We start from the raw sequence: 12122 nt of genomic DNA, 5'->3' as shown, positions 1-12122 counted from the left end.
GCTACTCCTCTTTCCACTTGCCCTCCTTGTCCCGGTGGTAGAGTTCGCCCATCGCCTGGCGCTGGCGCGGCCAGTACGCGACGCCGATCGCGGCCAGATAGCAGACCGCGACCGCACCGATGACGACCGTGCCCGGGATGCCGACGATGGCCGCCGCCGCGACGGGGCCGTCCTCCGGCGCGAAGACGGTGATGCGCGCGACCCACGCGGCGAGCAACACGAGCGCCAGCGGGAGATAGATCCGGCGGAGCCGCCGCGCGAACGCCTCCACGAACGGCATCTTGAGCGCCGGGCGGCGCAGGTCGTCGCTGAGTTCGCGCTGCCAGTCGGCGTGTTCGACGCCGCGTTCGGGGTCGACGGCGGCGGCGAAGACGTCCTCTTCGAGCAGGCGCACTCGCGAGCGCCACACGTCGTAGGCGAGGTAGCGCCTCGTGTCCACGAGGTGGAAGATGGCCACGGTCAGCATGCCGATGAGCAGCAGGTAGTGGGGGTTGTCGGGGCTGGAGAACACGAAGGTGATGAGCGCCGCCATGATCGTCACCGCCCAGTTCGTCGTCTGGTCGAGCCGGCCGCGCCAGTTGTTCGCGCGGTCCATCTCGCCGCGATAGACGTGCCCGAGCAGCGACGGGAGGTTCTCCTCGACGCGCTCTATCAGATCGCCGACCGGTTCGGTTCGCTCGGAGTCGGTTCTGTCCGACATACCGATCCGTACCGGCGGCGGACGGGTGGCTGTTGTTCCGCACGTGGTCGCGGGATGGTTTCGGGGTCGAGTCCGGTCACTGATCTCCGGGCGGCCGCCCGAAGGCCGGCGACGAACTGAAGACGGGGGCGGCGCAATCGGGGGTGTATGGGAACGATATTCGTCGCCTACGGTGACGAAGGCCGGGAATCGGTGCTCGAATTCGCGGCCGAGCGCGCCGTCGACGGCGGCCACGGCCTGTACGTCTACCACACGAAGGAACTCGCCGACGAGGAGGCCGCGGAGGTACGCGCGGAGATCGAGTCCGTCCTCGACCGGTTGGGCGTCGAGGTCCCCGTCGAGATCGAGATCGAGACCGGCAAGGGCGAGTCCGACCAGTCGAACGTCTCCTCCCAGAAGCGGCTCACTGACGCCATCTCCGAGAGCGGCCGCGAGTTCGTCTACGTCGTCATGGGCGACGTCGAACACGGCGCCGTCGAGAGCTTCGTCCTGCCGAGCATGACCGAGGCCGTCCTCGAGACGCGCGAGGTTCCGGTTCTGCTCGTCCCCGTCTGATCCGCTTTCTCCGCCTTTATCTGCCTCGCCGCCTTGTGTCGGTGCATGTCACGAGTGCTCGTCACCGGCGGCCTCGGCGGCTCGGGCCGCTGGATCGTCGACCGACTCGCCAGCGACGGCCACGAGGTGCTCTGCGTCGACCAGCGCTTCGCCGAGAGCGAACGCGCGGCAGTCGACGTGCGCGTCGCCGACCTCACCGACCGCGGGGACATGTTCGACCTCGTCGGCGAGTTCGACCCCGACGCCGTCGTCCACTGGGGCGCCATTCCCGACCCGCTCGACCACCCCGGCGGCGAGGTCTTCGAGAACAATATCGTCTCGACGTACAACGTCCTCGAAGCCGCGGGTCGCGCGGGTGCCCGCGTCGTCTGGGCGTCCTCCGAGAGCGCGCTCGGGTTCCCCTTCGCCGCGGAGACGGCCGCGCCCGACTCCCTCCCGATCGACGAGGAACACCCGCTGCGCCCGGAGGACCCCTACGGCGTCTCCAAGGAGACCGGCGAGGCGCTCGCCCGGATGACGACTCGCCGCCACGGCGTCCCCGTCGTCTCGATCCGGCCGTCGTGGATCCAGTACCCCGGCGAGTACGTCTGTCTCGACAACGACGTGCCCGCGGAGGGCGTCGGGAACTTCTGGAGCTACGTCGACGTGCGCGACATCGCCTCCATCGTCGCGGCCGCGCTGGAAACCGACGTGGACGGGCACGAGGCCGTCTTCGCCGTCGCCGACGAGAACTACACTGACCGCCCGACCGTGGAACTGTTCGAGGAGCGCTTCGGCGCGGTGCCCGAGCCCTGCGACCTCTCGGGCGACGACGCGGCCATCTCGAACGCGAAGGCCGCGGATCTGCTCGGCTGGGAACCCGCGCACTCGTGGCGCGAGGCCGCCGACGAGGACGTCGACGAACCGATGATCTGACGGCCGGGGTTGCAGACCGTCGATCACGGGTCAACGCCGTGCGCCCGTTCACTCTTCCGACTCGGCCGGGTTGTGTGCGATGGCGAACAGGAACCCGGAGAGAAAGAGCAGTTCGTTGCCGAGGTACACCGCGAGGATCGGGTCGGCGATCCCGACGATCGACCCGGGAAGCGCGATGCCGAGGACTGCGAGGACCAGCGCGCCCACGGCGGCGATCCCCGCGAAGATTCGCGTGACCGCGCCGCAGACGTAGCCGACGACGAACACGAGGACCGCTTCGAGAAGCCCCATGCTGCGAACTGACGCACGCAGCGGGCAAAGCCGTTCCGCCGGTGGAACTGCGACGGACCTGCCAGCCGTTGCCAGCCCGCGGAAACCGTTTTGGACGGCCGCGTCCACGGGACGCACGTGCCGATCGAAGTCCGCGAAGTGACGACCGACGAGGGGTGGGACGAGGCCGTTCCGATACTTCGCCAGCTGTGGAGCGACGCCGAGGAGTCGTTCGTCCGCGGCTGGCGCGAGGAAGACGACTACCGGCTGTTCGGGCTGTACGAGCGCGACGGCAGCGCGGCTGACGCTCCGGAGTCCGAGACGCTCGTCGCCGTCGCGGGCATCTCGATCCAGCGCGTGCTCCACCACGAACGGCACCTCTGGGTCCACGACCTCGTCGTCGACGAACCCCGTCGCGGCGAGGGGTACGGCCGGCGACTGCTGGACTGGCTGGCCGAGTGGGCGCGCGAGCGCGACTGCGAGAACCTCGCGCTGGCGTGTCACGGCGACAACGACGCGGCGCGAGCGTTCTACGAGGCGGAGGGCCTGGAGGTGTGGGGACAGGTCATGGAGCGGGGGCTGTGACTACTCGATGACGCCCCCGGCGTGGGCGATGTAGACGCCGATGGAGGCGCCGAGCGCGTAGCCGAGGCTGCCGAGCGCCGCACGCTCGACGGAGTCGCCGGCGACGACGACGCCGAACACCGTCACGGCGAGGACGCCCGCGACGAACGCTACCGCGGCCGTCTGGAGGGAAGTCGTCTGGAGGGCGGGTGTCATACGTCAGCCATCTCTCGCCCGGGTGGATACTTTTTTCTCTCTCGTCGTTCGGTCGATCCGTCCCGCGGGACGACGCCGCCCCGCCGGGATTTAGTGCATCCGCCCCACAGGACCGGCATGGACCAGGTCTTCGCCCCGTGGCGGATCGAATGGGTCGAGCGCGAGGGCGGCAACGACGACGTCGACGGCTGCGTCTTCTGCGCCTTCGCCGAGGGCGACCGCGACCGTGACCGCGACCGGTGGGTCGTCGCCCGCTCGGAGCGGTCGTTCGTCCTCATGAACAACTACCCCTACAGCCCCGGCCACGTGATGGTCATCCCGCATACCCACACCGGCGACTACCGCGACCTCGACGACGAGGTCCTGCTCGACCACGCTCGCCTGAAACAGCGGACCTTCGACGCGCTGGAGGACGGGCTCGGTCCCGACGCCTACAACGCCGGCCTCAACCTCGGCGGGAGCGCCGCCGGCGGCTCCATCGACGACCACCTCCACACCCACGTCGTCCCGCGCTGGGAGGGCGACACCAACTTCATGCCCGTCATCTCGGACACGCAGGTCATCGTCGAGGCCGTCGACGACTCCTACGACCGCCTGCGCGAGGCCTTCGCCGAACAGGACGGCGCCGCGGTCACAGGCGAGGACCACGCCGTCGAGTTCTCGTAGTCCGCTCCCGCGGTCGACACGGCTTTGACCCGGGACCGACAATCCCGGACGATGACAGACGACCGGCCGCGAGTGCTCCGGAAGGTCGGCTTGCTCCTGCTCGCGGTCAACGCCGCGCTCGTCGCGCTGAAGGGCGGGGCGTGGTTCGCGACCGGCAGCCTCGCGGTCCAGTCCGAGGCGGTCAACAGCGCCTCCGACACGGTCTACTCGCTGGTGACCGTCGCCGGTCTCTACCTGACGACGCGCCCGCCGGACTTCGAACACCCCCACGGCCACGAGCGCATCGAGCCGTTCGTCGGGCTGTTCGTCGCGCTGGGCATCTTCGCCGCCGGCGGGACGGTGCTGTACCAGTCGGCGATGTCGCTCGTCTCGGGCGACGTGACCGTCTCGCGGGGACCGACCGCGGTCGCGGTGCTGGTCGTCGCCGCCGTCACGAAGTACCTCCTCTACCGCTACGTGCTCGCCGCGAGCGACCGCCACAACTCGCCGGCGCTGACCGCGACTGCGCTCGACAACCGCAACGACGTGCTCACCGCGTCGGCGGCCATCGTCGGCGTCCTCGGCGCCAGCGCCGGCTACCCGATCCTCGACCCGCTGGCGGCGATCGTCGTCGCCGTCGGCATCGTCTACACGGGCATCGAGGTCGTCAACGACAACCTCGGTTACCTCCTCGGTCGCGCGCCGCCCGAGAAACTCCGCCGGGAGATCGTCCGCCGGGCGCTCGCTCACCCCGACGTCGAGGGCGCTCACGACGTGATCGCCCACTACGTCGGCCCGGAGATCGACGTCTCGCTCCACATCGAGGTCGAGGGCGACCGCACGCTGTTCGAGGCCCACGACATCGAGTCAGCCGTCGTCGAGTCCATCCGCGACCTCCCCGAGGTCGACGACGTGTTCGTCCACGTCGACCCGCGCGAACTCGATGAGTGGAAGCCCGACGAACAGGTCGACCAGCTCGCCGGCGACCGCTGGCGCTCTCGAAAGGAGTAGCGGTCCGGACAGCGCCGCCAGAGACTCACCCCTCCCGGCCCAACGGGGAGTATGTCCATGGAGACCGGCTTCGAGCTGGGGTTCGACTCGCTCTCGAACGAGGTCGCAGACCAGTCGCTCGCGGTCGAGGGGTCGCTGCCGGACTGGCTCGACGGCGCGCTGGTCCGCAACGGCCCGGCGACCTTCGAGGTCGGTGGCGAGCGAGTCGAACACTGGTTCGACGGGCTGGCGATGCTCCACCGCTTCGCGTTCGACGGGCGCGGGGACGCGGTCCGCTACACCAACCGCTCGCTCCGCTCGGAGACCTACCGCCGGGCGGCGGAGACCGGCGAGATCACCGGCCAGTTCGCGACCGGGGGTGGGGGCTACCTCCGGCGGGTCCGCCAGATACTGTTCGGCGACCCGACCGACAACTGCAACGTCCACCTCGCCCGCGTCGGTGACGCGCTCGTCGCGATGACGGAAGTCCCGCGGTACGTGGCCTGCGACCCCGACACCCTCGAAACCCGCGGCGAGTTCGCCTTCGCCGACGCGCTCACCGGACACCTCAATTGCGCGCACGTCCTCCCCGACCCCCACCGCGGCGAGACGGTCGGGCTCCTGACCACGTTCGGTCGCCCGAGCGAGTACACGCTCTACCGGCTCCCCGACGGCTCGCGCTCGCGCGAACGGATCGGCTCCGTCGCGACCGACCGCCCCGCGTACCTCCACAGCTTCGCGCTCACCGAGCGATTCGCCGTCCTCACGGAGCACCCGTTCGCGACGACTCCCGCGTCGTTCCTGGTACCCGGCCGGGACACCTTCGTCGACTATTACGACTGGAGTCCCGAGCGCGGGACGAGATTCCACGTCATCGACCGCGAGACGGGCGAGCGGGTCGCGACCGCGACGGCCGACCCGTGGTTCGTCTTCCATCACGTCAACGCCTTCGAGGCCGACGGCGAACTCGTGGTCGACCTCGTCGCCTACCCGAACGCCGACGTCGTCGAGGGGCTCTACCTGTCCGAAGCGAGCGACTGGTTCGAGCACGGCAGCGACGGCCAACTCCGACGGTTTCGGGTGCAACTCGACGGCCGGGCCGTCGCGAGCGAGGCGCTGTACGAGGGCTGTGAACTCCCCCGGGTCGCCCGCGACGACCGCACCAGGGAGTACCGCTACGCCTACGCACAGGGCGCGGCCGACCGGGACGGCAACCACGTCGCGAAGGTCGACGTGACCACCGGCGAGTCCCGCCGGTGGGAGGAGTCGGGGCTGTTCGTCGAGGAACCGGTCTTCGTCCGCGCGCCCGACGCCGAGCGACCGAGCGACGACGGGGTCGTTCTCGCGACCGCCCTGAACACGAACGAGCGCCGGACCGACCTGCTCGTCCTCGACGGCGAGACGCTGGACGAACGGGCGCGAGCGCCGCTCCCGCACGCGGTCCCGTTCGGCTTCCACGGTCGGTATTTCGACGAGTAGGACGCCGGAGTCGACGCGGAAAACGGTCGGCCGTCGTGCGCGCAAGGGACAAACGGGTCCGTCACCTAGCGTCTGTACCTTCACATGCCCGAGTTCGACCTCATCGTCCTCGGCGGTGGTACCGGGAACCTCGTCGCCGCGGCGGCCGCCGACGAGGGGAATGACGTGGCGCTCGTCGAGCGCGGTCGGCTCGGCGGCACCTGCCTCAACCGCGGGTGCAACCCCTCGAAGAAGCTCATCCACCGCGCGAACGTCGCCGAGACGGTGCGCTCGGCCGACGCGCTCGGCGTCGAGGCGTCGGTCGAGAGCGTCGACTTCGAGGGCATCGTCGACGACGTGCGGACGGCGATCCGGGGGGTCGCGGAGGCGAAGACCCGACGCGCCCGGGAGCGCGACAATATCACGCTCTACCAGCGCGAGGGTCGATTCGTCGACGAGCGGACGGTCGAGGTCGACGCCGACGGCGGCGAGAGCGCCGACAGCGACGACGGGGAAGTCGGCAACGACGCTGGCGAAGCCGGCAGCAACGGCGAGCGACTGACCGGCGAGACCGTCGTTCTGGCGGGCGGTTCCGGCCCGATGGTCCCCGACTCCATCGACGGGACCGACGAGACCGATTTCCTCACGAGCGACGAGGCGCTGTGGCTGTCCGAGTGCCCGGACCGTCTCGTGATCGTCGGCGGCGGCTACATCGCCGTCGAGTTGAGCCACTTCTTCTCGCAGATGGGTGCCGACGTCGTGATCGTCGGCCACGGGGGGGTTCTCGTCGACCGCGAGGACGCCGACGTCGCCGAGCGACTCACCGAGGTCTACCGGGAGAAACACGAACTCCACCTCGGCTACAGCGCGACCGAAATAGCGGAGAGCGACGGCGAGAAGCGCGTCACCGCGGAGGACGAGGACGGCGACGAGATCGAGGTCACGGGCGACCGCCTCCTGCTGGCGACCGGCCGCCGGCCTAACTCCGACACCTGGAACGTCTCGGCGGCCGGCATCGAGACGGACGACAGGGGGTTCGTCGAGACGGACGAGTACCTGCGAACGTCCGTCGACGGGGTCTACGCGATGGGTGACATCGCGGGCAACCACATGTTCAAACACTCCGGCGACAAGGAGGCGAAGTACGTCGTCGAGAACGCCGTGCGAGGGGCCGAGGAACCGGTCGAGTACCCCGGGATGGCCCACGCCGTCTTCGGCTCCCCGCAGGTCGCCAGCCTCGGGAAGACCGAGGATGAACTCGAAGGTGACGAGGAGATCAGCGACGACGAGTACGAGGTTGGCACGTACGCCTACGACGACACCGCGCTCGGGTCCGCGCTCGACGACGAGGGCGGGTTCGCGAAGGTCCTCGTCGGCGCCGACGACGAGGTACTGGGCTGTCACGTCGTCGGCCCCGAGGCCTCGACGCTGATCCACGAGGTGAGCACGGCCGTCGCCGCGGGGGCCGACGCGGCGACCGTCGCTTCGACCATCCACGTCCACCCCGCGCTCTCGGAGGTCGTCCAGGGCGCGTTCCGCGAGGTGTGCGACGTGGCGCCGAGCGGGATCTGAGTCGGTCTCGCTTAGAGACGACGGTCGAGGAAGTCCGCGACCGTCTCGATCCCGCGGTCCTGCCAGTCTTCGGGGTCGACGACGATACCGTGGCCGCCTCCGGGGACGATACCGAGTTCGACCGGCCGTCCCGCTTCGGCGAGCGCCTGCGCGTACTCGCGTGCGCCGTCCGCGGGCAGCAGGTCGTCGTCGTCGCCGTGCAGGACGAGCGTCGGCGGCGTCGCCTCACTGACGTGGGCCGCCGGCGACACGCGCTCGTAGCGCTCGGGCACCTCGTCGGGGCCGCCGCCGAGGAACTGCCGTTCGAGGTCGTTGGCCGCCTCCGGAGTGCGGTCGCGCAGGTCGTAGGCGCCGCTGATCGGTGCGTTGGCCGCAACCTTCGAGGAGACGGTCGCGTCTTCGGGGTCGAAGCCGCCGTCGGAGGCGGCGACCAGCGCCGCGAGGTGGCCCCCGGCGGAGTGACCCGTCGTCGCGACGCGGTCGGGGTCGATGCCGTACTCGTCGGCGTGCTCCTTCGCGAAGCGGACCGCCGCGGCGCCGTCCTCGACCGGCGTCGGGAACGTCGCCTCGCCGCTCAGGCGGTAGTTCGCGTCGAAGCAGACGTACCCGCGCTCGGCCAGCCCGCGTTCGAGCGCTTCGAGTTGGCCCTTCTCGCCCTCGATCCAGCCGCCGCCGTGGTAGACGACGACGGCCGGGCGGTCCGTCCCGCCGTCGTCGGGCCGGTACACGTCGAGTTCGAGCGGCGAGTCCCGTTCGGGCGGCCGGTGGAAGACGACGTCTCGGTCGACAGTCACGTCGGTCATAGCCGGTGGTCGCCCGGTGTCGGAAAACGGTTTTCGGTCGCGGCAGTCAGGCCAGCGCTCGGTGCGTGGACAGCGCCGTCCACGGTCACCTCACTCCCGATACGTTTCGACGTCGACGACCCGTTTCGTCGCCTCGTGTGTGAGATCGTCGTCCGCCGACACGACCGGCGCGTCGAGTTCGCGACCGACGGCGGCCACGAGCGCGTCGACACCGTCGAGATACGGTCCCTGTGGACCGATTTCGTCCGCGATATCTCCAGCGAGGGCTGCTGTCTGTTGGTCGGTTTCGTAGACCTCTCCCCACGAGAGATCCGCTTCCGCCTCGGCTACGTTGCCGTCTGGGGCGTTTCCCTCTCCCACCAACACTTCGGCGTAGGCCGGCGCCGGGAACACGAATCGCTCGTCCTCGTTTGCGAGCAGGTACTCGGCGGTCGCGTCGACACCGCCCAGGTAATCAATCAGAAAGTTCGCGTCCAGCACCTTCATCCGTCGTCCGCCAGTCGTCGCATGCGCTCTTTCGACTTCGATCGCTCGGCTTCGCGTGCTTCGCGAACGCGCTCGGCGTGGTCTTCAGCCCATCGCCCGAACCCAGCGAGGAGGTCACGGTCGTCGTCTTCTGCCAGTAACCGCTCTAACACGTCGTTGTACGACTCGCCCTCGCGCCGGTGTCGGTCGAGTTTCGCTTTCACTCGGTCGCTGACCCGGATCTGTTCGTCCGCCGTCGCCATCGGTACGTCAACGTTCGCGTTGACACTGTTTAGTCCTTGGGCCAGGGTGGCCGCAGAACTCCACTGATGCGAGCGTCTACGCCAGTTCGCCGAGCGCGTAGACGGTGTTGTGGCCGGTGATCTCGACGTCGACGGTCTCGCCGACCGCGACGCCCTGGGTCTCCGCACCCGGGATCGCCACCTGCCGGTAGGCCCGATCGTAGCCGACGAGCGACTCGTCGGTGCCGTCCTCGGTCAGCAGCACGGAGCGGGTGTCGCCGACCATCGACCCGTAGACCTCCTCCATGAGGTCCATCTTCGCGTCGGTCATCGCCGAGGAGCGCTCCTTCTTGACCGTGCCGCCGAGTCCCTTCATGTCGGCGGCGTCGGTGCCCGGTCGCTTGGAGAACCGGGTCACGTTGATCTTCTCCGGGCGGGTCTCCCGCAGCAAGGCCATCGACTGCTCGAAATCTTGCTCGGTCTCGGTGGGGAAGCCGACGATGAAGTCCGTCGAGAGCGTCCACTCGTCGAGGTACTCGTCGAAGGTCTCGACGACCTCCACGTACTCGCCGACCTCGTGCTGGCGGCGCATGTCCGCGAGCACGTCGTCGCTGCCGGACTGGACCGGCGCGTGCAGGAAGTTGTAGATCTCCTCGTTGTCGGCGAAGACCTCCGCGAGTTCCTCGCGGACGCCGTGGACGCCCTTCGGGTTGGCCATGCCGACGCGCACGCGGAACTCGCCGTCGATGTCGCAGATGCGGTCCAGCAGTTCGGGCAGGAGGCTCTCGCCCTGGTTGCGGTCCCAGCCGTAGACGCCGGTGTCCTGGCCGGTGATGCGGATCTCCTTTGCGCCGGCGTGAACCAGCGCGCGGGCCTTCTCGACGTTCTCCTCGACGGAGGGGGAGTCGATCCGGCCGGTCGCCTGCTTGGTGATGCAGTACGAGCAGTCGCTCATGCACCCGCGGGCGATGGGGAGGATGCCGACGACGCCGTCGAGGACGGGTTCGGTGTCGGGCGTCGTCGTCGGGCACTCGCCGTTGCGGACGTACTCGGGCACTTCGTCCCAGTGGAGGATCTCGGCCTCCAGGTCGGCCTGCTGGAACTCCTCGCCCTGCGCGAGGGCCATACAGCCCGTCACCACCAGATCGGCAGGCGTCTCGGCGTCGAGTTCCTCGGCCCGCCGGAGCATGTTGCGCTCCGTTTTCTCGACCACGGTGCAGGTGTTGAGGATCGCCACGTCGGCCTCCTCGGGGCCGTCTGCGGGGTGGTGGCCGCCGTCGCGGAGCGAGCGCTCGATCTGGCGGCTCTCGCCCCGGTTGGCCGTGCAACCGTAGGTCTCGATGTGATAGCGGGCCATCTCGTTATGTCTCCCTTGGCGCTCGCGGCCAAAAGCGCGACGGATCGGGTCGGTCCGGCGACGGTGACTGCGAACGGGGCTCGTCGCCGAAGGTGTCAACTCGATCACTACATTGATGGTGGGTGGCTAACACGTACGTGTCGTGACTCCACGCCACTCCTCGACTCGACGGAAGTTCCTGACGGCTAGTGCGGCCGCCGCGGCGGCGGGAGTCGCGGGTTGTTCGGGGTCGAGTGACGCGGGCGGGAGCGGTTCCGGCACGGCGTCGGGAGCATTCGACCCCCGTACCGAACCGGCGCGCGTCTGGACCACGGACGGCGCCGACTTCTCGGCGGCCGGACTGCCGGCGGCGACGGAAAGTCACGTCGTCGTCCCGTCCGGGAGCGAAGTAGTCGCGCTGGACGCGGCCTCGGGGGCCGTCGAGTGGCGGATCACCGACGACGAGGCGGGAGCCGTCTTCCGGGCGCGGCCGACTATCGTCGACGGGACCGTCTACGTCGGTGACCTCCGCAACCGGGTCAGAGCGTTCGACGCCGAGTCCGGCGACGAGCAGTGGACGCGGACGCTCGACGCCGGCGTGGTCGCGGCGCCGGCCGACTCGACCTACGGACTCGTCGTCGGGACGACCGAGGGGCACGTCTACGTACTGGACCGGGAGACGGGCGAGACGCACTGGCGGACCGAGGTGTTCGGCGGCGTCGAGGCGTCCATCGGGGCCGACCAGACCCGGTTGTACGTGCCTACGACGGCCGGCGAACTGGTCGCACTCGGTCCGCGCGGGGAAGGCGCCTGGCGGCGCCGCCTCGGGGCGTGGCTGAAGTGCCCGCCGGTCGTCGACGACGGCCGGGTCTTCGTCGGGAGTTGGGACGAGAACGTGTACGCGCTCGACGCGCAACTCGGATCGATCGACTGGCAGACGTCGGTGGGCGCGTTCGACCGGGACGGGGGTCTGGCGCTCGCCGCCGACGCCGTCTGTTACGCCGCCGGCCGCGGCGTCGGCGCGCTGAACCGCGACGGGTCCGAGCGGTGGTCGGTCACCTTCGACGAGTCGGTTGAGTGGCGTCCGGCCGCGTTCGGCGACACGGTCCTGGCCGGCAACGCGGGTGAACTCCGTGCCTTCAAATCTGACGGGGCCGGCGGCATCGGCCCGTTCGGCGGTGACCGCACGCGGTGGACGCGGACCCCCGGCGACCACCTCGGGCCCGGCGTCGCGGCCGCCGACGGGAAACTGTTCGTCCCCTTCCAGCGCGACGGCGCTGGAGCGGTCGTTGCCTTCGAACCGCAGTGACTCGCCTTGGCCGTCCGTGAACTCGGCGACGTCTCTTCTCTGTCCGTTCCGATCGTTACCGTCTCCGCCGTCACCGTCTCGT

Annotated in this window: 15 protein-coding genes; 8 read left to right on the top strand and 7 right to left on the bottom strand. The window is 69.7% G+C overall.

Translation table 11 applies throughout. The annotated features are described in order from the left end of the window. Position 1 precedes the first annotated feature (1 nt). Positions 2–700, bottom strand: coding sequence for a DUF2270 domain-containing protein (locus AB2U09_RS03400; protein WP_459191284.1), 699 nt, complete (start codon positions 698–700; stop codon positions 2–4). Between the two features lie 147 nt (positions 701–847). Here AB2U09_RS03400 and AB2U09_RS03395 point away from each other — a divergent pair, with 147 nt between their 5' ends. Both AB2U09_RS03395 and AB2U09_RS03390 read left to right on the top strand, forming a co-directional pair. Continuing rightward, on the top strand, positions 848–1255 hold the full coding sequence (locus tag AB2U09_RS03395; protein WP_459191283.1) for a universal stress protein: 408 nt from the start codon (positions 848–850) through the stop codon (positions 1253–1255). Positions 1256–1300: 45 nt separating this feature from the next. Continuing rightward, complete coding sequence (locus tag AB2U09_RS03390) at positions 1301–2170, top strand: NAD-dependent epimerase/dehydratase family protein (RefSeq protein ID WP_459191282.1); 870 nt, start codon at positions 1301–1303, stop codon at positions 2168–2170. A 48-nt stretch (positions 2171–2218) separates the two neighbouring features. On the opposite strand, the gene AB2U09_RS03385 is transcribed toward AB2U09_RS03390, so the two are convergent. After that, the gene (locus tag AB2U09_RS03385; protein ID WP_459191281.1) at positions 2219–2461 is read right to left on the bottom strand and encodes a hypothetical protein; all 243 of its coding nucleotides are present in this window, start codon (positions 2459–2461) and stop codon (positions 2219–2221) included. A 117-nt stretch (positions 2462–2578) separates the two neighbouring features. Between AB2U09_RS03385 and AB2U09_RS03380 the strand changes: the two genes are divergently transcribed. Continuing rightward, a complete protein-coding gene (locus tag AB2U09_RS03380) occupies positions 2579–3025 on the top strand; it encodes a GNAT family N-acetyltransferase (RefSeq protein WP_459191280.1) in 447 nt (148 codons plus the stop codon). Here AB2U09_RS03380 and AB2U09_RS03375 read toward each other — a convergent pair whose 3' ends face one another. Further along, positions 3026–3220, bottom strand: a complete 195-nt coding sequence (locus AB2U09_RS03375; protein WP_459191279.1) for a hypothetical protein — start codon at positions 3218–3220, stop codon at positions 3026–3028. A 117-nt stretch (positions 3221–3337) separates the two neighbouring features. Between AB2U09_RS03375 and AB2U09_RS03370 the strand changes: the two genes are divergently transcribed. From AB2U09_RS03370 to AB2U09_RS03355, 4 genes are all read left to right on the top strand, one after another. Further along, the gene (locus AB2U09_RS03370) at positions 3338–3886 is read left to right on the top strand and encodes an HIT family protein (RefSeq protein WP_459191278.1); all 549 of its coding nucleotides are present in this window, start codon (positions 3338–3340) and stop codon (positions 3884–3886) included. 51 nt (positions 3887–3937) lie between these two features. Beyond that, complete coding sequence (locus tag AB2U09_RS03365) at positions 3938–4876, top strand: cation diffusion facilitator family transporter (RefSeq protein WP_459191277.1); 939 nt, start codon at positions 3938–3940, stop codon at positions 4874–4876. A gap of 57 nt (positions 4877–4933) precedes the next feature. Then, on the top strand, positions 4934–6334 hold the full coding sequence (locus AB2U09_RS03360; RefSeq protein WP_459191276.1) for a carotenoid oxygenase family protein: 1401 nt from the start codon (positions 4934–4936) through the stop codon (positions 6332–6334). A gap of 84 nt (positions 6335–6418) precedes the next feature. Next, positions 6419–7885 (top strand): dihydrolipoyl dehydrogenase family protein, encoded by a 1467-nt coding sequence (locus tag AB2U09_RS03355; protein WP_459191275.1) that lies wholly within the window; start codon positions 6419–6421, stop codon positions 7883–7885. 11 nt (positions 7886–7896) lie between these two features. On the opposite strand, the gene AB2U09_RS03350 is transcribed toward AB2U09_RS03355, so the two are convergent. From AB2U09_RS03350 to AB2U09_RS03335, 4 genes are all read right to left on the bottom strand, one after another. Further along, positions 7897–8688 (bottom strand): alpha/beta hydrolase, encoded by a 792-nt coding sequence (locus AB2U09_RS03350; protein WP_459191274.1) that lies wholly within the window; start codon positions 8686–8688, stop codon positions 7897–7899. Between the two features lie 90 nt (positions 8689–8778). Next, positions 8779–9174, bottom strand: coding sequence for a PIN domain-containing protein (locus AB2U09_RS03345; protein WP_459191273.1), 396 nt, complete (start codon positions 9172–9174; stop codon positions 8779–8781). After that, positions 9171–9416: an antitoxin VapB family protein gene (locus tag AB2U09_RS03340; protein ID WP_459191272.1), complete on the bottom strand. Its 246-nt coding sequence runs from the start codon at positions 9414–9416 to the stop codon at positions 9171–9173. Before AB2U09_RS03340 ends, AB2U09_RS03345 begins: the two co-directional genes overlap by 4 nt. A 76-nt stretch (positions 9417–9492) precedes the next feature. Next, positions 9493–10752 (bottom strand): tRNA (N(6)-L-threonylcarbamoyladenosine(37)-C(2))-methylthiotransferase, encoded by a 1260-nt coding sequence (locus AB2U09_RS03335; RefSeq protein ID WP_459191271.1) that lies wholly within the window; start codon positions 10750–10752, stop codon positions 9493–9495. A 142-nt stretch (positions 10753–10894) separates the two neighbouring features. Between AB2U09_RS03335 and AB2U09_RS03330 the strand changes: the two genes are divergently transcribed. Next, positions 10895–12040: an outer membrane protein assembly factor BamB family protein gene (locus AB2U09_RS03330; RefSeq protein WP_459191270.1), complete on the top strand. Its 1146-nt coding sequence runs from the start codon at positions 10895–10897 to the stop codon at positions 12038–12040. Positions 12041–12122 lie beyond the last annotated feature (82 nt).

It is taken from the genome of Halosimplex yunnanense (genome assembly GCF_054504345.1).
This window is presented reverse-complemented; position numbering and strand designations above follow the sequence as displayed.